Raw genomic sequence first — 23,000 nt, 5'->3', positions numbered from 1 at the left:
GTGCGACAATACGGAGGGCGGGGGTTTAATCTCGGCGATATAGCTTAATATAACGTCTCGCCCCCAGAGATGAGGGCGCAGCCCCTTGGACGCAAGGCCTTCCGCCTCTCCCAGCCGCGCTTCGGGCCGGGACGGCCCCCAGAAACGACAGGATCCGGCATGACCGCACCCGCCGACAGCCTCGCCGCCGCCCGCTTCGCGGACGAAGACGCCCTCCTGCGAATCGTCGAGGAGGCGCAAGCGGCGCTGTCTCTGGCGCGCGCCGAGATCGGCCGCCGCGTCATCGGACAGGAGCGCGTGGTGGATCTGACCCTCGCGGCGATCCTCTCGGGCGGACATGCGCTGCTGGTCGGGGCGCCGGGGCTCGCCAAGACGCTGCTCGTCGAGACCTTCGGGGTCGTGCTCGGCGTGGACGCCCGGCGCATCCAGTTCACGCCCGACCTCATGCCCTCCGACATCCTCGGCGCCGAGGTGCTGGAGCAGGGCGCCGACGGATCGCGCGCCTTCCGCTTCGTGAAGGGCCCGATCTTCGCGCAGCTGCTCATGGCCGACGAGATCAACCGCGCCAGCCCCCGCACGCAGTCGGCGCTGCTCCAGGCCATGCAGGAGAAGCACGTCACCATCGCCGGAGAGCGCCACGACCTGCCCGCGCCCTTCCATGTGCTGGCCACGCGCAATCCCATCGAGCAGGAAGGCGCCTATCCTCTGCCGGAGGCCCAGCTCGACCGCTTCCTCTTCGAGATCGACGTGGATTATCCCGACCGCGACGCCGAGCGGGCCATCCTGCTCGCCACCACCGGCGCCGAAACCGTGACGCCGCATGCGGCGATCACCGCCGAGCAGCTCCAGAGGTTCCAGGGGCTGGTGCGGCGCATTCCCGTGGGCGAGAAGGTCACGGAGGCCATCCTGACCCTCGTGCGCTGCTGCCGTCCGGGCGACCCTCAGGCCCTGGAGAGCGCGCGACGTCATGTCGCCTGGGGCCCCGGCCCGCGCGCGGCTCAGGCGCTGATGCTGACCGTCCGCGCCAAGGCCCTGCTCGAAGGCCGCTTCGCGCCCGACCTCCAGGACGTGGCGGATCTCGCGATTCCGGCCCTGCGCCACCGCATGGCCCTGAGCTTCGCCGCCCGCGCCGAGGGCGTCAGCCTCGACGGCGTGATCGCCGAAGCCCTCCGCAAGGCCGGAGCATGAGCGAGCCGCGCCGCCCGGAAGCGGCCTCCGCGGTCCCTCCAGGCGCGCAGGCCGCGCGTCTGCGCCGCGACGCGGAAGGCGCCGCCTCGGCCCTGCCGCCGCTGCTGCTGGCCGCCGAGCGCCTCGCCAGCCTCGTGACGGGCGCTCATGGGCGGCGGCGCTCGGGCCGGGGCGAAACCTTCTGGCAATATCGCCGCGCGCTCCCCGGAGACGCGCTCTCGGACATGGACTGGCGCCGCTCCGCCCGCGCCGACGAGCTCTACGTCCGCGAAACCGAGTGGGAGGCCGCCCAGACGCTCTGGCTCTGGCCCGACCGCTCGGCGGCGATGCGCTTCCGCTCGAAGACCGCGCCCGCGACCAAGGCCGAGCGGGCCGCCTTGCTGGCTCTGGCTCTGGCGGCTCTGGCGGCGCGCAGCGGCGAGCGCTTCGCCCTGCTCGATCCGCCCCTTCCCCCGACCTCCCGCGAACCGGGCCTGCGGCGCCTGGCTCTGGCTCTGGCCGCGACGGATCAGGAGACGCCGCCCGATTACGGCGCTCCGCCCGCCGCGCCGCTGGGCCGCAGGGCGCGGGTGGTCCTGTTTTCGGATTTCTTCGGCCCTCTGGAGCCTCTGGCGCGGCGTCTGGCCTCGGCGGCGGCTCAGGAGGCGGGCGGCGCCCTGGTGCAGATCCTCGACCCCGCCGAGGAGGCCTTCCCCTATCGCGGGCGGCTGCTCTTCGAGAGCATGGGCGGCCTGCTGAACTATGAGGCCGACCGCGCCGAATCCCTCGACGCCGCCTATCGGGGCAGGCTCGCCGAGCGGCGCGCCCGTCTCGAGGATCTGGCGCGCGGCGCCGGATGGCGGCTGTTCCTGCACCGCACCGACCAGTCTCCCGCGCCTCTTCTGCTCGCGCTGCATGGCGCCCTGAGCGCCGCCTCGCACAGCTGGAGCGCCCCCAGATGATCCCCGCCCTGAGCCTCGGCTCTCTCGCCTTCCTGAATCCCTGGCTTCTGGCGGCTCTGGCGGCCTTGCCGATCCTCTGGTGGCTGCTGCGGGCGACGCCGCCCGCGCCTCTGCGCGAGCGCTTCCCCGGCGTGGCGATCCTGCTGGGGGTGGAGCCTCCGGAGAAGACTCCGAAACGCACGCCCTGGTGGCTTCTGGCCCTGCGGATTCTGGCGGCGGCCCTGCTGATCCTCGCCTTCGCGCAGCCGGTCCTCGATCCGCGCCCCCGGCTCTCGGAGGGCGGAGGGCCCGTCGTGCTGGTCATGGACGACGGATGGGCCTCCGCCCCCGACTGGGAGGCCCGACGCGAGGCCGCCCGCGAGATCCTCGCCCAGGCCGAACGCGCCGGACGTCCCGCCGCGCTGATCGGTCTGGCGGAGCCGCCGCTGTCGGAAGGGCGCCTGCTCGTCGAGCCCCGCGCCGCCGCCGACGCTCTGGGGCTGCTGGAGAACCTGCAGCCCAGGCCCTGGGCCTCTCATCGCGAGGCTCTGGCTTCGGCCGATCTGCCGCCGGATTCCCATGTGGTCTGGATCCACGACGGGCTCGACGGCCCCGGCGCCGCGGAGTTCGCCGCGCAGCTGGCCGGAGTCTCCGCGCGGGCGCTCGGGCCGCTGGAGACCGCGCGCGGCCTGCGCGCCGAGCCTCCCGGAGAAGAGCCCGGCAAGCTGAAGCTCACCGCCCTGCGCGCCGAGGCCTCCGGCCCGGAGACCCGGCGCATCCTCGCCTGGGAGGCGCCCGACAACGCCGCGCCGCGTCCCGTGGCTTCGGCTCAGGCGGATTTCGCGGCGGGCGCGACCACGGCCTCGGCCGAGATCGAAGCTCCGCTGGATCTGCTCAACCGCGTGGCCTTCCTCAGCCTGGAGGAAGGCCGCAGCGCAGGCGGCGCGGCTCTGCTGGACAACCGCTTCAAGCGCAAGCGCGTGGCCCTCGTCAGCGGCGAGCGGGCCCGCGAGGATCAGCCCCTCCTCTCCGGCGGCTACTTCCTCCGCGAGGCCCTGGCGCCTCTGGCCGAGACGCAGAACGTCGACCTCATGACCCTGACCCAGGCCGACGGGGCCGGACTCGCGGCCTTCGACGCCGTGATTCTGGTGGACGTCGGCGCCTTCGCGCCCTCCGAGGCCGCCGCGCTGGACGCCTGGGTGCGTCAGGGCGGAACCCTGATCCGCTTCGCGGGCCCGGCCACTCTGGCCGCCGCCGACGATCAGAGCGGCTTCAAGACGCCTGACCCCCTGCTGCCGGTGCGGCTGCGGCCCGGACGCCGCACGCTCGGCGGCGCCATGAGCTGGGGCGAGCCTCAGCCCATCGCGCCCTTCGACGAGGTCAGCCCCTTCTTCGGCCTGACTCCGCCCGCCGACGTGCTGATCTCGCGCCAGATCCTCGCGGAGCCGGACGTGGATCTGCCGCCCAAGGTCTGGGCCGGGCTCGCCGACGGCTCGCCGCTCGTGACGGCGGAGCGGCGCGGCGAGGGCAGCGTGGTCTTCCTGCATGTCAGCGCCGAGCCCTCATGGTCGAGCCTGCCGCTGTCGGGGCTGTTCATGGAGATGCTCGGGCGCGTCCTGGAGCGGGCGGCGGCCTTCGACGGACGCGCCGCCCAGAGCCTCGCCTCGGAGGCGGAGGCGCTCTGGACGCCCGTGACCCTGCTCGACGCCTGGGGCCTCCCGCGCGCCGCCGACATGGCGGGCGACGCGGCGGCCCGTCCCGCGACGGGGGCGCGGCTCGCCGAGAACCGCCCCGATCACGACGCCCCTCCGGGCGTCTACGCCCGCGACGGCGCGCAGATCGCCCTGAACCTCATGGCGCCCGGAACGAGCCTGGCGCCTCTGCCCGCCCTGCCCGCCAACGTGGTCCGGGAGCCTCTGGGCGGCGCGCCGGAGCGTCCGCTCAAGCCGCTTCTGCTGACCCTCGCGCTGCTGCTTCTGGCGGCGGACGCGCTGGCCACGCTCTTCGTGACGGGGCGCCTGCGCCTCCCGGCCCGGGGCGCGGGCGGCGCGGCGCTTCTGGCGCTCGGGCTGGCGCTGAGCCCAGGTCCGGGCCTCGCCCAGAGCGCCGCCCCCGAAAGCCTCGACGCGGCGGCTCTGGCCAGGGCCGAGAAGGCGGCGCTCGAAGCCTCCTTCGGCTATGTGCTGACCGGAGACTCCCAGCTCGACGAGATCAGCCGCGCCGGGCTCTACGGTCTGGCGCAGCATCTGACCGCCCGCACCTCCATCGAGCCCGGCCCGCCCGAAGGCGTGGACGTGGAGCGGGACGAACTCAACGTCTATCCCTTCCTCTACTGGCCGATCACCGCCGGGCAGGAGGCGCCGAGCTCGGCGGCGGTGGCCCGGCTCAACGCCTATCTGCGCCAGGGGGGGATGATCCTCTTCGACACGCGCGACGCCCATCTGGCCTTCGACGGACGCCCCACGCCGGGCGCCGAGGCTCTGCGCCGCGTGGCTCTGGGGCTGGATCTGCCGCCGCTGGCCCCGCTGGACGAACGCCATGTGCTGGCGCGGAGCTTCTTCCTGCTCAAGGACTTCCCCGGACGCTGGGACGGCGGCGAGGTCTGGGTGGAGGCCGCGCCCAACGCCGCCGAACTGGAGGACGCCGAGGCGCTCGGCTTCTCCAACGACGGGGTGTCTCCGGTGATCGTCGGGGGGCGCGACTGGGCCGGCGCCTGGGCGCTCCGCCCGAGCCGCGACGGATGGGGGCCGGGAGATCCCGTGCTCCCCATGCCCGAAGGCGGCGAGCGGCGGCGCGAGACGGCTATCCGTTTCGGCGTGAACATCGCCATGTACGCCTACACCGGCTCCTACAAGTCGGATCAGGTGCATATTCCCATGCTGCTCGAGCGGCTCGGAAGATAAGGGGGCGCGAGCTTGGACGCGGAACTCACCTGGACCGGCGCGCGATTCGCGCCTCTGGTCCCGCTCTGGGCGCTGGGGCTTCTGGCGGCTCTGGTTCTGGCGCTTCTGGCGCTGGGGCTCTGGCGGCGGGCGCCGGGAGTCTGGCTGCGCTTCGCGGCGGGGCTGGCGGTGCTGACGGCTCTGGCGGGGCCCTCGCTGGTGAAGGAGCTGCGCGAGCCCCGGGCCTCGGTGGCGGCGCTGATCCTCGACGAGACCGCCAGCGACGGCGTGGACGAACGCCCCGAACGGCTCGCCGCCGCCGAGGCCGCCATGCGCGCCGCCGTCGAGCGCATGAACCTCGAACGCCCCATGGAGCTGAAGGTGATCCGCGTGAGCTCGGCGATGAACGCCGCGGGCCACGACCTCGGCTCGCCGATCTTCGGCGCGCTCAACGAGATCCTCGCCGAGACCGATCCCGAGCGCATCGCGGGGGCCGTGGTGGTCTCGGACGGCCGCGCCCATGACGCGGCTCTGGCGGGATTTCCGGCGCCGGTGCATCTGCTCTCGACGGGCCGGGCGGGCGAATACGACCGCCGCCTGCTGCTGGAGAGCGCCCCGAGCTTCGCCGTGGTGCGCGAGAACATCCCCATCCGCATCCGGGTGGAGGATCAGGGCGCGGCGCCGACGCGGCCCGGTCAGAGCGTGGTGGTCAACGTGCGGGTCAACGGCGAGATCGCCGTCCAGCAGAGCGTGACGCTCGGAGTCTCGGAGACGATCATGGCCACGGTGAACGCGCCGGGCCTGGCCGCGGTGGAGGTCTCGGTGGAGCCTCTGGCGGGGCAGCTCACCGGGCGCAACGACCGCGCCGCCTTCACCCTGCGCGCCGCCCGCGAGCGGCTGAGGGTGCTGCTGGTCTCGGGGGCGCCCCATGCGGGGCAACGCGCCTGGCGCAACCTGCTCAAGGCGGATCCGGCGGTGGATCTGGTGCATTTCACCATCCTGCGGCCCATCGAGAAGGATCCCGGCGCGGGCTCGGACGAGCTGTCGCTGATCCCCTTCCCGACGCGCGAGCTCTTCATGGAGAAGCTCGACGATTTCGACCTCGTGATCTTCGACCGCTACGCCGAGCGCGACATCCTCGACCCGACCTACATCATGAACGTGGCGCGCTACATCCGCGCGGGCGGCGCGGCGCTGATCACGGCGGGTCCGGAGTTCGCGGGGGTGGACAGCCTCGAACGCAGCCCCCTCGGCGCGACTCTGCCCGCGCGCCCGACGGGGCGGCTTCTGGAGGGCGCCTTCCGCCCCCGGCTGACCGTTCTGGGCGGGCGTCATCCGGTGACCTCCGACCTCGCGCGGGCCTGGCCGCCCTCGGAGGAGAGCGCGGGCGCGCCGGGCTGGGGCTCCTGGCTGCGGATCGTGGAGGTGGAGCCGCGCGAAGAGGCGACCGCGCTGATGGAATCGCCCGAAGGCGAGCCTCTGCTGATCCTCGACCGCGTGGGACGGGGGCGCGTCGCGCTGCTGTCTTCGGACACGATCTGGCTCTGGGCGCGCGGCTTCGAGGGGGGCGGGCCTCAGGCGGAGCTGTTCCGGCGTCTGGCGCACTGGCTCATGAAGGAGCCGGAGCTTGAAGAGGACGCGCTGATCGCCGAGGTGGTGGGCGCGCGGATCGGCGTCACGCGCCGCAGCCTCGCCGAGGAGGGCCCGGAGCGGGCGCGGGTGGTCACGCCTTCGGGGGTCGAGCTGCTCGCGCCCTTCGAGGCGGCGGGGCCCGGCCTCTGGCGCGCCGAGGTCGAAACGCCCGAACTGGGCGTGCATGTGGTGACGGACGGCGAATGGCGGACTCTGGCGGCGGTGGGCGGCGCGAGTCCGCGCGAATTCGAGAACGCCGTCTCGACGGACGAGATCTTCCGCCCGCTTCTCGACGCCACGGGAGGCGCCTCCCTGCGCGTCGCCGAGGGGCTGCCGGACATCCGCCGGGCGCAGGAGGGCCGCCCTACGGAGGGTCGGGGCTGGATCGGTCTGGTGGAGCGCGACGCTTCGGTGTTGCGCGCGGCCAGCCTGACGCCTCTGCCGCCGGCCTGGCTGGCGCTGCTGATCGCGGCGGGCCTGCTGCTTGCGGCCTGGCGGCGCGAGGGGCGTTAGCTCAGTCTTCCGTCGGCCAGCACGAGCAGCCGCCCCCGGGCGCAACGCTCGACGCGGCCCGCAACGCCGTAGACCTCCGCCAGCATGGCGGAGGTCAGGACCTCCTCCGGCCTTCCATGGCCCCAGAGCTCCCCTTCGCGCAGGATGAGGATGCGGTCCGCCCACTGGGCCGCCATGGTCAGGTCATGCAGCGCCGCGACGAGAATCCGCCCCTCTCCCGCGAGGCGCCGCGCCTCCTCCAGAAGCTGGATCTGCTTGGCGAGATCCAGCGCGCTGGTCGGCTCGTCGAGGAGCAGGGCCTCCGGATCGCGCGCCAGAGCCTGAGCCAGACCCGCCATCTGGCGTTGTCCGCCGGAGAGCTTGTCCAGCGCCGAAAGCGCCAGATGGCCGATCCTCAGCCGCTCCAGAATGGCGAAGGCGCTGCGGGCCGCCTCGGCCACGGGAATCGACTCGCCTCCCGCCCGCATGGCCGCCACCACCGAATCCAGAACGCTCAGGCCCTCGGCGGCGGAAAGGCTCTGCGGCATGAAGCCGATCAGACGCGCCCGCTCGGCGGGCCTCATCCTCTTCAGGTCGGCCTCGCCCAGACGCACCTCCCCCTGACAGGGGACCAGCTGCGCCAGAGCCCGCAGCAGCGTCGATTTTCCCGCGCCGTTCGGCCCCACCAGAGCCGTGAACTCGCCGGGATGAAGCGGCGGCAGGTCCAGACCCCTGAGGATCTCGCGCGCCCCATAGCGCACCTTCAGGCCTCGCGCGGCCAGATCTCCGGAAGCCCTCACGCCGCGCGCCTCCTGAGGATCAGGGCGAAGAAGACCGGCAGCCCGATCAGCGTCGTCATCAGCCCGATGGGCAGGAGCCCCACCCCGTTCCACGACGCCATGATCTTGATCGCCGCCGAAGCGAAGGACATCAGCGCCGCCCCGCAGAAGAGGCTCGCAGGCAGGAGGAAGCGGTGATCCTCGCCCACGATCCGCCGCGCCACATGAGGCGCCGCCAGGCCCACGAATCCCACGATCCCCGCCATGGAGACCGCCGCCGCCGCCAGCAGGCTCACCCGCGCCAGAGCCCCCCGCCTCAGGCGTCCGACGTCCACGCCGAAGCCCTCGGCCCGCTCGGCGCCCAGCCGCAGCGCCGTCAGACGCCAGGCCGCCCGCAGCGAAAACGGAACGCAGAGCGCCAGAACCACCGCCATCAGAGCCACCTGCGCCCAGCTCGCGCCCTGCACGCTGCCGAGCGTCCAGAAGACGAGCTGCTGGAGATCCTCCGGCGAGGCGAGATATTGCGTCAGCGAGACCATGGCCGAAAAGGCGAAGGCCAGCCCCACCCCGAAGAGGATCAGCGTCTGAGGCCCTCCCGCCCGCCAGCGCGTCAGCGCCTGAAGCGCCCCCAGAGCCGCGCAGGCCATCACGAAGGCGTTGGCCGAAACGGCCCATTCCTGCGGCACGAAAGGCAGGCGCAGGCCCAGAGCCAGAGCCAGCCCCGCCCCCAGAGCCGCCGCGCCGGAGACTCCCAGCGTGAAGGGCTCGGCGAGGGGATTGTCGAGGAGGGTCTGCATCTCGGCGCCCGCCAGGGCCAGAGCCGCCCCCACCAGACCCGCCATCAGGGCGGGCGGCGCGCGCAGGTCATGCATGATGAAGCTCTGACGCGAGGTGGCCCCGCCGATGCCCCAGAGCGCGTTCCAGGATTCGCCCGGAGTCATGGCCGTGCCGAGGAAGAAATCCAGCGTCAGCGCCGCCAGAGCCAGAAGCCCGAGCAGCCCCGTCCAGAGCGCCCGACGGCGATTGCGGCGGCTCCAGGCCGCGAGGGCCTCGTCCGCGGCGGAGGTCAGGACGGGGGCGCTCATGGCTTGAGCCAGTAGATCCCCGGCGTGGGAACCGGCGAGAACCGCGCCTCGATCTCGGCGAGGGTGGCCGCAGGGTCGAGATCCGCCGTCCGGTCGGGATGGAAGGTCTTCGCCAGAAGCTCGATCAGCACGACATGCAGAGGCGAATCGTTGAAGAGATGCCAGACGCCGAGCGCCCGCCCCTGCTCCACGGCGGTGAGCTGCGCGATGCCCCGCGAGGCGAGCAGCTTGTCCAGCCCCGCCCGCGCCGTCTCCTCGGAGACCCCCGGCCCGAGCACCAGACCGCCCCGCGCCGCCATATGGGCGCCGCCCGTCGCGACGTAGAAATCCGGATCGGCCAGCAGCACGGATTCAAGGCTGGCGTCGCCCACCACGCCCTTCACCAGATCCGCCCCGAGGTTCTCGCCGCCCGCCATCTCGATGAAGTCGTTGAAGACGCCCCCGCCCGCCGTCGAGCAGCAGCGTTCTCCGCCCGCATGGACGTGGAAGAACACGCTCGGGCGCTGAAGCTCCGGGTCGTCCAGAGCCGCCCGCACCGCCTTGAGCTTGCCCTCGTAGAAGTCGATGAACTCCTCGGTCTTCGCCTCGGAGCCGGTGAGCGTCCCGAGGATGCGCAGGCTCGGAATGGTGTTGGATTCGGGATGGGTGAAGAAATCCACATAGGCCAGAGGAACCCCGGCCTTCTCCAGCCGCTCGCGGGCCCGCAGCAGGCCCGGCGCGCCCGAATCCGCCAGAGGCAGCACCACGAGATCCGGATCCGCCGCGAGAATCGCCTCCACCGAGAGATCCCGCCCGGCGCCGCCCACGTCGCGGATGGCGTCGATCTCGGGGAACTTCGCCCGCCAGGCCTCCAGGGTGCCCTCGTCGAGCGGCTTGCTCAGACGCCACCCCGCCACCAGAGACGCCGGATCCTCATGCGTGAGCCCCAGAACCGCCAGATGCCGCCCCTCGCCCAGCACGATCCGTCTGGCGGGCTCGGCGAGCACCACCTCGCGCCCGGTGAGGTCCTCCGTGCGGACCTCCGCCGCCGCCGGGAAAGCCGTCAGGAGAGCCAGAGCGAAGGCGCCCGCCGCCCGTCTCCAATAGGTCATGTCGTCAGAGCCCTTTCCGGCCGGAGCGCCGCGCGCAAGGCGCGGCTCAGGGCGGCGAAGGCCGCCGAAGGATGGTTCTCGCCCTCGAGGACGGCCTGAACCACCTCGAGCTTTCCGGGGTCCAGCGCCGCGAGCCGCCGCCCCATCTCCATGAGGTTCTCGACCATGCGGTTCCTGCGCACCCAATGGGCGTAGGGGTCGGTTCCCGCGCGCAGATGCTCGGGCGGCTCCGATTCCAGCGACCCCACCGTGAGGCTCAGCAGCACCGGATGGGGCGAAACCCGCAGACGCGCCGGGAATTCGGCCTCGGCCTTGAGAATCCAGCGTTCGGCGAACCAGATGGAGGGGCTGGAGGCGGCGTAGCGCTGGAACCGCTCCGGAGAGCGGAAGGCCGCGTAAAGCGCGCAGAGCCCCCCGAGCGAATGGCCGAAGAGCGTCTGACGGCTGCGGTCCACGGGGAATTTCGCCTCGACCCGCGGCTTGACCACGTCCTCGATCCAGTCGAGCAGCTCGCCCGCCGCTCCGGTCTCGCCCCAGGGCCGCCCATGAGGACGCGCCGGAAGCAGCTCGCGCGGGGCGGGCGGGGTGAAGTCGCGGCAACGGCGGAATTCGCGTTCGTCGCGGGTTTCGTCCTCCTGCGGCGCGATCCCGACGATCAGCGCGGGCTCGACGCCCGTCGTCTTCGGGCGCAGCGACAGGGAGCGCGCCGCAGCCAGCATGGGCGCGAAGTAGTTTTCGCCGTCGAGCAGATAGACCACCGGCCAGCCTTCGGGCGGCGCAGGCTCCTCGGGCCAGCCCACGAAAGCCCGCAGATCTCCCTCGCCCGCGCGGGGAAGATCCAGCGTCATCGTCCGGGGAAGAGAGACTTCGCTCAAGGCCCGGCGGCTCCCGGAGCCGGGAGAGCGCCGGAGGCCTCGCCCCCGAAGCTCTCTCTGAAGGCCCGGCCCTCCTGAGGGGCCATCCTCATGATGGGGAAGTCGGAGACAGCAGGATCGACGACGAGCCCGTCGCTGGTCGGCCGGGGAGGCCGCACGATCCCGCCGAACGTGATCTCGCCGGCGTGCTGTCGAGACTGAGGCGAATAGGGCTTCGCATAGAAGCCCTCCTCGTTCCCGACGAGCCCGTCGCTGGTCGGCCGGGGCGGAGGGGGAGGCAGCATGATGCCGCCGACCGTGATCTCGCCGCCGAGCGCCGCCGGATGATGCGGCGCCCAGCCTTGGCCGTGCGGCATGAAGAGCGAGCCTCCCGAAGGCCCGGAGCCAAAGCCGCCCGGCCCGACCTGCGCAAAGGCCGCAGGCGCGCTCAGCGGCGCCGCAAACGCCGCGAAAGCCGCCGCCCGGAGCAGGGCCTTGGCTCCCGACGCCGACGAGCCGCGAAGCCCATGAAGAAATCCCGAGATCGTCATGTTGCATCTCCTCCGACATTCCCGCCTGAAGCGCAAAGGAGCTTAAAACGAAAACCGGCCCGACGATAGCGCGAACCTCCCCCGCTCGGGCGAGGGAGATCCGGCGTCTTCGCTCCAGGAGGGCCCGAGCCGCCCAAGGGATCAGCGGCTCGCGGATTTCGGCGAGATGCGGCGGATCATGTCGCCCGCCGGATCCTTGTCGTCGATGGCGCGATCCGTCGTATAGACATGCCCCAGCCCGTCTTCGGAGACGTGGTTGGCGTAGACGCCGCCCGGCAGATCGCCCAGCCGCTTCCCTTCGGCGTCGAGGACCGTGATGGTCCCCGCGCCGCGATTCGCCACATAGACGAGGCGGTTCTTCGGCTCGAAGGCGACGTTCAGCGCGATGGCGCCCACCAGCACGTCGGCCACCACGGCGTTGGTGGTGGTGTCGAGGATCACCAGATTGTCGCTCTCCTGCGAGGCGACGTAAAGGCGGTTGGTCTGCGGATCGAAGGCCACGCCGCTCGCGCCCCTGGCGCCCGGAACCGGGCCGACATAGGCCACTTCGCCCGTCAGCAGATCCACCGCCGCCCATTCGTCGGAAGGCATGCTGACCGTATAGAGGCGGTCGTTGACCGGATCGAGCTCAAGGCTCATCGCCACGAACTCCTTGCCGGGGACCTTCGAGACCAGAGGCGTCGTTCCGACATGCTCCAGCGTCCTGGCGTCGAAGACCTCCAGCGCCGAGCCGCCGCGGGCCGTCGAGACGTAGACGCGGCCGCGCTCCTCGTCCACGACCAGATCGCGCGCATGGAGCGCCGCGCCGGGCGGGAACTGCTTGACCAGCGACAGGTCGGACTGACGATAGACCGCCACCGTGTCCTGACGGGTGTTGCTCACCCAGATGTTGCCGTTCGCGTCGTCGAGGCCCAGGCCGTAGACGGCGTAGAGGCCCCAGGCGGAGCCGTCGGGACGGGCGGGCGCCTCGGCGGGCGTGACGCGGGCCTCCACTTCGAGCGTCTGGGGGTTCAGGCGCAGAAGCTCCGATTCCTTCACCGGCGGACGCCCCACCGCGGAGGTCGCGAAGAGCTTGCCCGTCTTCGGGCTGTAGGCGGTCTGGTAGAGCCCGCGCGAGGTCTTGCGGCCGAAGAGGTCGAAGGCCTCCTGTCCGGCGAGGTCGAAATGGGGCGAGACATGCAGGTTCAGCGTCGCGGAGCCCGCCGGATTGCTCAGGGCCGCCTGCACGGGGTGATCTCCCGGCGCGACGCCCGCAGGCAGGGTCACAACCGTCTCGAACTTGCCTTCGGCGTCCGCGATCCCGCCGCCCAGAGCCGCTCCGCCGAGGGCGGCGCTGGTCAGGCTGACGGCCTGTCCGGGCTTGAGGCCCGTCCCGCTCACCTTGGCCTGGCCGCCCGGAATCACGGAACGCGCCGAAGCGGCGGGACCGGCGCTCAGCCGGGGTCCGGCGTCCTGAGCCGGAGCGACGGGCGCGCTCAGCCCGAGCAGGAGGGCCGCAAGGGCGGCGCCCCGGAAGGACGTCTTGAGTCTGGAGGCCATCGCTCGAATCTCCCTGATGATCTTGTCCGTCCGGCGAAGGGAGGCCGAGGCCCCGCGCCTTCGCCGCCTTCAGGCTCGCGCAGAAGGCGGAGCCGGGGCCGTGAACGCCTTAGATCCAAAGCCGACGGATTCTGTCAAGATTTTTTTCCCTCATGGGGAAGGCTCGCGAAGTTGCGGAAATCCCATGCGCTTCGCCGGCCTCCAAGGCTCGAATCACAGGGCCGAGAGGCGCGGCGGGTCATAGTTGACCGAAATTCTCGGATAGACTAGTCAAAAGATCGGAACGCCGAGGCTTCGCGCCGCGGCGGAGATTTCAGGAATCCCGGCCATGGCTCCCAGCCCGATCTCGCCTCTTGAGCCCGCCCGTCAGGTCGTGGGCGAGGACCCGACCGCCTTCGCCCTGCAAGGCCCCGAAGGCGGGCTTGCGGCGCGCGGCTTCCGGCGGCTTCTGCCGGGCGGCCCGGTGGAGACTCTGGCGACGCGGGCGGCGACCTTCTTCGCCGCCGAGTCCGAGGGTCCGAGACGGCTGCTCGGCGCCCTGCCCTTCGACCGCGAGGCCCATGACCGGCTCCATCAGCCCGAGAAGATCCGCAGGCTCGAAGGGCCCGCCGAATTCCGGCGCCGCGCCGCGCCGCCTCTGGCGGAGGGCGGTTCTCCCTGGGGCGTCTCGCCCGAGCCGAGCCGCGCCGCCTACATGCAGGCCGTGGCCGAGGCGCTGAAGCTCCTCCGCCGCGAGGAGGACGCCGAACTGCGCAAGGTGGTGCTCTCGCGGAGCGTGGCCATTCTGGCGGACCGGCCCATCGACCGCGAGGCCCTGCTCGCGCGGCTGGGCGAAGACCCGAGCGTGACGGTCTTCTGCGCGCCGCTCTCGGGGCTCGGCGAGCCGCCGAGGGCGCTGCTCGGCGCGACGCCGGAGCTGCTCGTCTCGCGCAAGGGGCGGATGGTGGCGTCGCATCCTCTGGCGGGCTCGGCGCGGCGCGGCGCGGATCCCGAGACGGATCGTCGCCAGAGCGAGGGGCTGCTCGCCTCCGAGAAGGATCAGCGCGAGCACGCCGCCGTGGTCGAGGCCGTGGCCGACGCCCTGGCGCCGCTCTGTCTGCGGCTGAACGCGCCGAAGTCGCCTTCCCTGCGCGCGACGGCGGCCATGTGGCATCTGGGCACGCGGATCGAGGGCGAATTGCGCGAGGACGTCCCCGTCGCGGAGCTTCTGGCGCATCTGCATCCGACTCCGGCGGTCTGCGGATTGCCGCGGGCGGCGGCGGCTCGGGCGATCTCGCGTCTGGAGGGCTACGACCGCGGATTCTACGCAGGCGCCGTGGGCTGGCTCGACGAGGCGGGCGACGGCGAATGGCATGTGTCGCTGCGCTGCGCCGAGATCGCGGGCGAAAAGGCGCGGCTCTACGCCGGAGCGGGCGTGGTGCCGGGCTCCGATCCGGCGGCCGAGGCCGAAGAGACCTCCGCCAAGCTGGTGACCATGCTGCGGGCGCTCGGAGTCGACGAGACGGGCCGGCCTCTGGCGGAGAGGGCGGCGTGAGACCTCAGCAGATCTGGCCGGAGGAATTCGCCTCGCTCTATCGCGCCAGGGGCTATTGGCGCGGCGAGAGCTTCCCGGGGATGCTCCGGGCTCTGGCCGCCCGGCATGGCGACCGTGAAGCCGTGGTGGGGGGCGATCAGCGCTGGAGCTACGCCGAGCTTCTCGCCCGCGCCGAACGCGCGGCGGCGGGATTCCGGGCGCTCGGCTGGGAGCCGGGGGACCGGGTGGTGGTCCATCTGCCCAACATCCCCGAATTCTTCAGCGTGGTCTTCGGGCTGTTTCTGGCGCGGCTGGTTCCGGTCTACGCCCTGCCCGCCCATCGCCTGACGGAGATCCGCCATTTCGCGACGAAAAGCGAGGCCGTGGGCTATATGGCGGCGGATCGCTGGGACGGCTTCGATCATCGCGGCCTCGCGCGGGCTTTGCGCGAGGAGCGCCCGGAGATCAGGACCGTGATCCTCGGCGAGGCGGAGGAATTCACGGACTTCCGCGCCTTCCCGGACGAGAAGCTCAAGGGCGAGCCGGAGCCTTCGCCTTCGGAGGTGGCTTTCCTCCAGATTTCGGGCGGCAGCACGGGATTGTCGAAGCTCATTCCGCGCACCCATGACGACTACATCTACAGCTTCCGCGCCAGCGCCGAAATCTGCGGCCTGACGCCCGACAGCGTCTATCTGGTCGCGCTTCCGGCGGCGCATAACTTCCCGATGTCCTCGCCGGGCTTCATGGGCGCCTTCTGCGTCGGGGCCAAGGTGGCGCTCGCGCCGAGCCCCAGCCCGGAGGCCGCCTTTCCCCTCATCGCCCGCGAGCGCGTGACCATCACGGGACTGGTGCCGCCTCTGGCGCTGCTCTGGGCTCAGGCGGCGTCGGCCGCGACCGAGGATCTGTCCTCGCTGCAGGTGCTGCAGGTCGGAGGCGCCAAGCTCATCCCGGAGGCGGCGCGGCGCATCGGCCCGGCGCTCGGCTGCAAGCTGCAGCAGGTCTTCGGCATGGCCGAGGGCCTGGTGAACTACACCCGCCTCGACGATCCCGAAGCCGTCACGCTGGAGACTCAAGGCCGCCCCATCAGCCCCGACGACGAGATCCTGATCCTCGACGACGCGGGGAATCCGGTTCCCGAAGGCGAGCCGGGGAATCTGCTGACGCGCGGCCCCTACACCATCCGCGCCTATCACGACGACGAGTCCGCCAACGCCCGCAGCTTCACTCCCGACGGCTTCTATCGCACCGGCGACGTGGTCAAGCGCACGCCGGAGGGGAATCTCGTGGTTCAGGGCCGCGCCACGGACCACATCAACCGCGCGGGCGAAAAGATCTCCGCCGAGGAGATCGAGGACCACCTCCTCGCCCACCCCGAGATCTTCGACGCGGCGGTGGTGTCTCTGCCGGACCCCTCTCTCGGCGAGCGGATCTGCGCCTTCGTCATCCGCAATCCCGGCGCCGAGGCTCTGAAAGGGCCGCAGGTCAAGGCCTTCATGAGGGGCCGCGAGCTCGCGGGGTTCAAGATTCCCGATCAGGTGGTCTTCGTCCCCGATTTCGAGACGACCGCCGTCGGAAAGATCAGCCGCAAGGCGCTGCGGGCGGCGCTCCGCGCGCGTTATCTCGCTGAACAAGAGGCCGGAAATTGAGTCTGCCGCAGATCGCGCCCTATCCCCTCCCGACCGAAGCCGAACTCCCGACGGCGAAAGGGCCCTGGGTTCCGGAACCCGCCCGCGCGGCGCTGCTGATCCATGACATGCAGCGCTATTTCGCGCGGATCTTCCCCCCCGGCGAGTCGCCTCTGGCCCCCGCCTTGGCGAACATCGCGCGTCTGGCGGCCCATTGCCGGGCCAGAGGAATCCCCGTCTTCTACACCGCCCAGATCGGAAATCAGGATCGTCGCGACCGGGGCCTTCAGGCCGATCTCTGGGGGCCGGGCATGTCCCATACGCCCGAGCATGAGGAGATCCTCCCCGAGCTTGCGCCCCAGCCCGGCGACTTCACCCTTGTGAAGCATCGCTACAGCGCCTTTCAGCGGAGCAATCTCGAAAGCCTGATGCGCGTGCGCGGCCGGGATCAATTGCTGATCACCGGGATCTACGCGCATATCGGCTGCATGGCGACCGCCGTCGAGGCCTTCCAGCGCGACGTCGAGGCCTTCATGATCGCCGACGCCCTCGCGGATTTCTCGCGCGAAGAGCAGGACATGGCTCTGAAATGGGCCGCCGGACGCTGCGCGGGCGTCCTCTCGACCGCCCAGACCCTGAACCGCCTCGCCTGACAGGAGCGCCGCCATGGCCCTGACCCTTGAGCGCATGCGCGCCGACGTCGCCGCCAAGATCCACGAAGAACCCGACGCCGTGAGCGATCACGAGAACCTCATGGATCTCGGCCTCGACTCCATGCGGCTGATGGAGCTGACGCTCCTCTGGCGCGAACTCGGCACGGCGGCGGGCTTCGCGGAATTCGCCGAGAAATCGACGCTGGCGGAATGGTGGGCCCTGGTCCAGGCCCGCCCGAAGGCGGCCTGACATGACCACGGATCCTTTCGACCTGACCGCGCCCCAAGGCCAGCCTCTGACCGAAGCTCAGGAAGGGCTCTGGCGCTTTCAGGCGATGGACCCGGATAATCCCATCCTCAACGCGGGGCAATATCTGGAGATCCTCGGGCCTCTGGACGTCGCGGCCTTCGCGGAGGCCGTCGGCGGGATGATCGCCGAAACCGAGGCTCTGCGCCTGCGCTTCCGGGAGACGCCGCAAGGCCCGCGCCAGCGCCTCGCGCCCGAATTCCCCGCCCTGGCGGTTCACGACCACCGTCGCGCCCCCGATCCCGAGTCGGCGGCTCTGGCGATGATGCGCGCGGATTCCGACAAGCCGCTGGATCTGGCGCGCGACGCCACGGCGGCCTTTCATCTGCATCTCCTCGGGCCGGAGCGCGCCTTCTGGTATGAGCGCGTGCATCATCTCTGCCTCGACGGCTATGGCATGGCGCTGGTCACGGATCGCGCCGCCGAGCGTTACGCGGCCCTGAAGGGCGGCCCGGCGGCGGGTCCGGATTTCGGGCCCTTGCGTCTGGCTCTGGAGGCCGACGCCGAATATCGCGCCTCAGCCCGCCGCGAGCAGGACGCCGCATGGGGACGCGCCGCCATGGAGGGCGCTCCCGAAGCGCTCGGGATGAAGCCCGGACGCGCCGTCTCGGGCCATGGCTTCCATCGCGCGACGCGGCTTCTGCCGCCCGAATTCCTCGCCCGCCTGCGCGATTTCTCCCGCAGCCGAAACGCCACTTGGCCGGATCTCGTCACGGCTTTGACCGGAGCCTATGTCCAGCGTTTCACGGGCGGGCCGGAGGCGGTGCTCGGCGTTCCCTTCATGGCGCGGCTGGGCGGTTCTCTGGCGCGTCTGCCCTGCATGGCGATGAACGTCCCGCCGCTGCGGATCATCCCCGATGAAGGAGCGGTTTTGGGCGATTGGCTCAAGGGCGTTTCGAAAAGCCTGATCGCCTTGCGTCGCCATGGCCGCTATCGCGCCGAGGCTCTGCGCCGCGACCTCGGCCGCATCGGCGGAGGGCGGCGGCTGCATGGTCCGCTCATCAACATCCAGCCTTTCGACTCGGCGCCGAAAATGCCGGGGCTGGAGACGCGCCTCCATATCCTCAGCGCGGGCGCGGTGGAGGACTTCACCTTCAGCTTTCGCGGCGACGCTCATGAAGGCGCGATCTTCGAGGCGGATTCCAATCCCGCCCTCTATTCCGCCGAAGAGACCGAGGCCCATGCGGATCGCTTCCTCGCCTTTCTGGAGGGCGCGCTCAAGGCGGAGCGCCTCGCGGATCTGCCGACCGCCAGCCCCGCCGAGGCTCGGCGCTTCCTCATCGACGTCAACGCCACGGAGCATCCTTTCCCGACGGACCGGACGCTCATCGATCTGATCCTCGACAAACTCCGCGAAAACCCTAAAGCCGAGGCCCTGCGCTTCGAGGGCCTCAGCCTGACCAACGCCGAGCTGGACGCCCGCACGGGCGCTCTGGCGGCGAAGCTCAAGGAATTGGGCGCGGGGCCGGATCGGGTCGTGGCGGTGGCTTTGCCGCGTTCTATGGAGTTGATCGTGGCGCTTCTGGCGATTCAGCGCGCCGGAGCGGCCTATCTGCCCATCGACCTTGAGCATCCGCCCGCCCGCCGCAAACGCGTGCTGGATCTCGCGGCCCCGGTCCTGACGCTCCGCCGCGCCGAAGACGCCGAGGCCTTCGCAGGCTTCCCCGCCCTGACGCCCGACCAATGGCCGACGACCGGCGAGGCTCCGCCGTCTGCCACAGGGCCGGAGAACCTCGCCTATGTGATCTTCACCTCCGGCTCCACCGGAGAGCCCAAGGGCGTGATGATCGAGCATCGGGCCATCGTCAACCGCCTGATCTGGATGCGCGAACATTACGGCTTCGCCCCCGGAGAACGCATCCTGCAAAAGACTCCGGCGGTCTTCGACGTCTCCGTCTGGGAGTTCTTCCTCGCCTTCCTGAGCGGCGAGACTCTGGTGGTCGCGCCCCCCGGCGCCCATCGCGATCCTTCGGCTTTGGCGCGGATCATCCGCGAGGAGCGCATCGACACCCTGCATTTCACGCCCTCGATGCTTTCGGCTTTTCTGGCGGCTCCGGAATCTGCGGGGCTGAAGGTCAAGCGCGTCTTTTGCAGCGGCGAGGAATTGACCGCCGATCAGCGCGAACGCTTCCATGCGCGGATTTCCGGCGAACTCCATAATCTCTACGGCCCGACCGAGGCCGCCGTGGACGTGACCTTCTGGCCCGCGACGCCCGAAGACCATTCCTCGCCGGTGCCGATTGGCTTTCCGGTCTGGAACACGCGGCTTTACGCTCTGGATTCCCGTTTGCGGCCTCTGCCCGCCGGGCTGGCCGGAGACCTCTATCTCGGCGGCGTGCAATTGGCGCGCGGCTATCTCGGGCGGCCGGACCTCACGGCGGAGCGCTTCCCGCCTGATCCCTTCCGCCCCGGCGAACGCATCTATGCGACGGGCGACCTCGCCCGCTGGCGGCCCGACGGCGCCATGGAGTTCCTCGGGCGCTCGGATCATCAGGTGAAGATCCGCGGCCAGCGCATCGAACTCGGCGAGATCGAGGCGGCGATCCTTGGGACCGGCCTCGCGCGAGAGGCAGCCGTGATCGCCCGCGAGGATCAGCCGGGCGTCAAGCGTCTGACGGCCTATGTGGTCCCGGCGACGGGCTATGACGCCGAACAGCTGCGGACGGCTCTGGCGGCTTCCCTGACTCCCGCCATGATCCCGAGCCATCTCCTCGCCCTGCCCGCCTTGCCGCTGAACGTCAACGGCAAGCTGGACCGCGCCGCCCTGCCCGCTCCCGCTCTGGAGGAAGGCGGCCCGAGCCGTCCCGCCTCACCGGAGGAGGCGCGGCTCGCGGGTCTCGTGGCGGAGGTTCTGGAGCTTCCCCATCCCCCCGGCCCGGAGGCGGATTTCTTCCGGCTCGGCGGAGATTCGCTTCTGGCGATGCGCCTCGCTCTGCGCATCCGCGAGGCCTTCGGCAAGGATCCCGGCGTGGGCGCGATCTTCGATTCCGCCAGCCTCGCCGAGATCGCGGCGCGCATCCTCGCGGCGGAGGGCCCCGCCGAAGGTCTGGAGCCTCTGCTCCTGCTGGCCAAAGGCGACCCCGAAGCGCCGCCGATCTTCCTCGCGCATCCGGCGGGGGGATTGGGCTGGGGCTATCGCGCTTTGGCCAAGGCTCTGGCGCCCGCGCGTTCGGTCTATGCGCTGCAAGCGCCTTCGCTCACCGGAGCGGCGCCTTTCGCCAGCCTCGACGCCCTCGCCGAGGATTACGCCGCCCGCGTCGCGGAGGCCGTTCCGCAAGGGCCGATCCATCTGGCGGGCTGGTCGGTGGGCGGGGTGATCGTTCAGGCGATGGCGGCCAGGCTCGCGGAGCGGGGCCGGGAGGTCGGGCTTGCGGCTTTGCTCGATTCCTATCCCGCCGAAGTCTGGCGCGGTCGCCTCGAACCCAGCGAGGCCGAGGCTCTGCGGGCCTTCGTGGCCATCGCGGGGCTGGACCCAACCGAGGCGCCGCCTCTGGCGAACCGGGCCGAGCTTCTGGCTTATCTGCGCGAGAAAGGCGGCGGCCCGATGACCCTTTTGCCGCCCGAGGTTCTGGAAGGCGTGGTCAAGGTGGCGCTCGGGGCCAACGCCCTCGTGCGCGGCCATGAGCATCGGCGCTTCCCCGGACGCCTGACCCATATCCGCGCCGGGCTTGACCACCAGAACGATCCCGGCTTGCAGGCGGATCTCTGGCTGGCGCATTGCGCCGCGCTGGAGAAGCTGGAGGCGCCTTTCCTCCATCCTCAGCTTGTTTCGCCCGCCGCCGTGGCCGTGATCGCGCCCCTTCTGGCGGAGCGGCTCAAGGCTTTTGATAAGGAGCGCGATCCGAAAAGTGGGAACCGGTTTTCGGATCAATCGCGCGACCCACAAAATAAGGAAAACGCCTGATGCGCCCTTCCGGCTTTGAGGGAAAGCTCGCTTTCGTGACCGGCGCCGGGCGCGGCATAGGCGCGGCTCTGGTCCGGCTGCTGCTGGAGGAGGGCGCGAAGGTCTTCGCGGCAGATCTCGGCTTTTCGCCGGAGATCGAGGCGCTGGCGGGCGAGAATCTGCGGCTTCATCCGCTGGACGTGCGGGATCCGGCGGCGGTCGAGGCGGCGGTGGAGGCCGCCGAATCTTGGGCGCCCGTCGCTTGCGGCGCGAACGTCGCGGGAGTTCTGACCACCGGCCTCGTCGAGGAGACGACCGACGAGGCCTGGCGTCAGGTCTTCGCGGTGAACGTCGACGGGGTGTTTCATGTCTCGCGGGCTTTGGCCAAGCGCATGAAGCCGCGCAAAAGCGGCGCCCTCGTCACGGTGGCGAGCAACGCCGCCGGAGTACCGCGTCACGCCATGGCGGCTTACGGAGCCTCGAAAGCGGCCTCGGCCATGTTCACGCGCTGCCTTGGGCTGGAATTGGCGCCTTTCGGAATTCGAGCGAACATCGTCGCGCCGGGCTCGACCCTGACGCCGATGCAGACCGGCATGTGGGCCGACGACCAAGGCGCCGCGCGGGTGATCGCGGGCTTTCCGGAGCAATATAAGGTCGGGATTCCGCTCGGCAAACTCGCCACGCCGGAAGACGTGGCGGAGGCGGCGGCCTTCCTGCTCTCGGATCGGGCGGGCCATGTCACCATGGCCGAGATCTATGTCGACGGAGGCGCCACGCTCAAAGCGTGACGCCTGATTTCGTCTTTAGATTTGCGCGCAATTTATCCGAAAAGTCTGCCAACTTTTCGGATTGCGCTTGGCTCAGATAAAGCAATCCTCGATGAGCTTGCGGGTGTTCTCCGGAGTCATGGCCACGGGATTTCCGCCCACGCTCGGATCTTCGAGGGCCTTGGCGGTCAGCTCTTCAAGACGATCCTGCGGGACTCTGAGTTCGGTCAGATTCCTGGGCGCGCCCACCTCGTCGCGGAGCTTCAGCGCGGCTTCGTAAAAGCCGTCGAAGCCGCCGGAGATCCCGAGATAAGCCGCCGCCTGAGCGAGCCGCCCCTCCACCGCCGGACGGTTGAAGCGCAGCACCGCCGCCATGGCCGCCGCATTGGTCGCGCCGTGATGCGTGTTGTAGATCGCCCCGACCGGATGGCTGATCGCATGGATCGCCCCGAGGCCCTTCTGAAAGGCCACGGCGCCCATGGCCCCCGCCGCGAGCATCTGGGCGCGGGCCTCCATGTCGCCGCCGTCCTTCACCGCGCGCGGGAGATAGTCCCGCACGATGCGCAGACCCTCCAGCGCGATCCCCTGAGACATCGGATGGAAGAAGGGCGAGCAATAGGCCTCGAGGCAATGGGCGAAGGCGTCCATGCCCGTCCAGGCGGTGAGGTTCGGCGGCAGATCGCGCGTCAGGCCCGGATCGGCGATCACCACGGTGGGGAGCATCTTCGGGTGGAAGATGATCTTCTTCATCTCGGTGACGGTGTCGGTGATGAGGCTGGCGCGCCCCACCTCCGAGCCGGTGCCCGCTGTGGTCGGGACCGCCACGATGGGCGCGATTCCCGCCGGATCGGCGCGGGTCCACCAGTCGCCGACGTCCTCGAAATCCCAGAGGGGTCGCGTCTGGCCGGACATGAAGGCCACCGCCTTGCCGAGGTCCAGTCCCGAGCCGCCGCCGAAAGCCACGACGCCGTCATGGCCGCCCGCCTTGTAGGCCTCCAGACCCGCCGCGAGGTTCTTCTCCGTGGGATTGGAATCCACCTGAGAGAAGATCGCCTCGCCGAGGCCCGCCTCGCGCATCAGACCCAGAGTCTTCGCCACGATGGGCAGAGCCGCCAGCCCCCGGTCGGTGACCAGCAGAGGCCTCTTGAGGCCCGCCGCCGCGCAGGCCTCGCCGATCTCGGAGATGCGGCCTTCGCCGAAACGGATGGCCGTGGGATAGGACCAGTTCGCCCGCGTCAT

General features: G+C 70.8%; 17 protein-coding genes. 10 read left to right on the top strand and 7 right to left on the bottom strand.

The genetic code is table 11. The features are described from left to right. The first annotated feature begins 159 nt into the window (after positions 1-159). Genes PHN62_RS08900 through PHN62_RS08885 form a run of 4 tightly spaced genes read left to right on the top strand, consistent with a single transcriptional unit; the run spans position 160 to position 7,135 of the window. Positions 160-1,188 carry a MoxR family ATPase gene (locus PHN62_RS08900; RefSeq protein ID WP_300149250.1) on the top strand — a complete coding sequence of 343 codons (1,029 nt, stop codon included), beginning with the start codon at positions 160-162 and terminating at the stop codon, positions 1,186-1,188. Then, on the top strand, positions 1,185-2,129 hold the full coding sequence (locus PHN62_RS08895) for a DUF58 domain-containing protein (protein WP_300149248.1): 945 nt from the start codon (positions 1,185-1,187) through the stop codon (positions 2,127-2,129). The genes PHN62_RS08900 and PHN62_RS08895 overlap by 4 nt, the downstream gene beginning before the upstream one ends. Then, a complete protein-coding gene (locus PHN62_RS08890; RefSeq protein ID WP_300149246.1) occupies positions 2,126-5,011 on the top strand; it encodes a DUF4159 domain-containing protein in 2,886 nt (961 codons plus the stop codon). The genes PHN62_RS08895 and PHN62_RS08890 overlap by 4 nt, the downstream gene beginning before the upstream one ends. A gap of 12 nt (positions 5,012-5,023) precedes the next feature. Continuing rightward, positions 5,024-7,135, top strand: a complete 2,112-nt coding sequence (locus PHN62_RS08885) for a hypothetical protein (protein ID WP_300149245.1) — start codon at positions 5,024-5,026, stop codon at positions 7,133-7,135. Here PHN62_RS08885 and PHN62_RS08880 read toward each other — a convergent pair. The 6 genes from PHN62_RS08880 to PHN62_RS08855 all read right to left on the bottom strand — a co-directional run bounded on the left by PHN62_RS08880 (position 7,132) and on the right by PHN62_RS08855 (position 13,013). Next, positions 7,132-7,914, bottom strand: coding sequence for an ABC transporter ATP-binding protein (locus PHN62_RS08880; RefSeq protein WP_300149243.1), 783 nt, complete (start codon positions 7,912-7,914; stop codon positions 7,132-7,134). The genes PHN62_RS08885 and PHN62_RS08880 overlap by 4 nt on opposite strands. Then, positions 7,911-8,978: an iron ABC transporter permease gene (locus PHN62_RS08875; protein ID WP_300149242.1), complete on the bottom strand. Its 1,068-nt coding sequence runs from the start codon at positions 8,976-8,978 to the stop codon at positions 7,911-7,913. Before PHN62_RS08875 ends, PHN62_RS08880 begins: the two co-directional genes overlap by 4 nt. Continuing rightward, positions 8,975-10,069, bottom strand: a complete 1,095-nt coding sequence (locus tag PHN62_RS08870) for an ABC transporter substrate-binding protein (RefSeq protein ID WP_300149240.1) — start codon at positions 10,067-10,069, stop codon at positions 8,975-8,977. The genes PHN62_RS08875 and PHN62_RS08870 overlap by 4 nt, the downstream gene beginning before the upstream one ends. Next, a complete protein-coding gene (locus tag PHN62_RS08865; RefSeq protein WP_300149238.1) occupies positions 10,066-10,944 on the bottom strand; it encodes an alpha/beta hydrolase-fold protein in 879 nt (292 codons plus the stop codon). The genes PHN62_RS08870 and PHN62_RS08865 overlap by 4 nt, the downstream gene beginning before the upstream one ends. Further along, entirely contained in the window at positions 10,941-11,474 is a 534-nt protein-coding gene (locus tag PHN62_RS08860; RefSeq protein ID WP_300149236.1) for a hypothetical protein, read from the bottom strand. Before PHN62_RS08860 ends, PHN62_RS08865 begins: the two co-directional genes overlap by 4 nt. Before the next feature lie 141 nt (positions 11,475-11,615). Then, positions 11,616-13,013, bottom strand: coding sequence for a YncE family protein (locus PHN62_RS08855; RefSeq protein ID WP_300149235.1), 1,398 nt, complete (start codon positions 13,011-13,013; stop codon positions 11,616-11,618). 328 nt (positions 13,014-13,341) lie between these two features. Here PHN62_RS08855 and PHN62_RS08850 point away from each other — a divergent pair, with 328 nt between their 5' ends. Genes PHN62_RS08850 through dhbA form a run of 6 tightly spaced genes read left to right on the top strand, consistent with a single transcriptional unit; the run spans position 13,342 to position 21,782 of the window. After that, the gene (locus tag PHN62_RS08850; RefSeq protein WP_300149232.1) at positions 13,342-14,547 is read left to right on the top strand and encodes an isochorismate synthase MenF; all 1,206 of its coding nucleotides are present in this window, start codon (positions 13,342-13,344) and stop codon (positions 14,545-14,547) included. Then, positions 14,544-16,172 (top strand): (2,3-dihydroxybenzoyl)adenylate synthase, encoded by a 1,629-nt coding sequence (locus PHN62_RS08845; protein ID WP_300149229.1) that lies wholly within the window; start codon positions 14,544-14,546, stop codon positions 16,170-16,172. The genes PHN62_RS08850 and PHN62_RS08845 overlap by 4 nt, the downstream gene beginning before the upstream one ends. Beyond that, positions 16,169-16,804 carry an isochorismatase family protein gene (locus PHN62_RS08840; RefSeq protein ID WP_300149227.1) on the top strand — a complete coding sequence of 212 codons (636 nt, stop codon included), beginning with the start codon at positions 16,169-16,171 and terminating at the stop codon, positions 16,802-16,804. The genes PHN62_RS08845 and PHN62_RS08840 overlap by 4 nt, the downstream gene beginning before the upstream one ends. 13 nt (positions 16,805-16,817) lie before the next feature. Further along, on the top strand, positions 16,818-17,054 hold the full coding sequence (locus tag PHN62_RS08835) for a phosphopantetheine-binding protein (protein ID WP_300149223.1): 237 nt from the start codon (positions 16,818-16,820) through the stop codon (positions 17,052-17,054). Position 17,055: 1 nt separating this feature from the next. Further along, positions 17,056-21,015, top strand: a complete 3,960-nt coding sequence (locus PHN62_RS08830) for an amino acid adenylation domain-containing protein (protein ID WP_300149220.1) — start codon at positions 17,056-17,058, stop codon at positions 21,013-21,015. Further along, a complete protein-coding gene (dhbA, locus tag PHN62_RS08825) occupies positions 21,015-21,782 on the top strand; it encodes a 2,3-dihydro-2,3-dihydroxybenzoate dehydrogenase (RefSeq protein ID WP_300149217.1) in 768 nt (255 codons plus the stop codon). The genes PHN62_RS08830 and dhbA overlap by 1 nt, the downstream gene beginning before the upstream one ends. A gap of 72 nt (positions 21,783-21,854) precedes the next feature. Here the strand turns inward: dhbA and PHN62_RS08820 are convergent, their stop codons facing one another. Beyond that, the gene (locus PHN62_RS08820) at positions 21,855-23,000 is read right to left on the bottom strand and encodes an iron-containing alcohol dehydrogenase (RefSeq protein WP_300149214.1); all 1,146 of its coding nucleotides are present in this window, start codon (positions 22,998-23,000) and stop codon (positions 21,855-21,857) included.

The sequence above is a fragment of the Neomegalonema sp. genome, assembly GCF_028688855.1.
GTDB lineage: Bacteria > Pseudomonadota > Alphaproteobacteria > Rhodobacterales > Rhodobacteraceae > Neomegalonema.
This window is presented reverse-complemented; position numbering and strand designations above follow the sequence as displayed.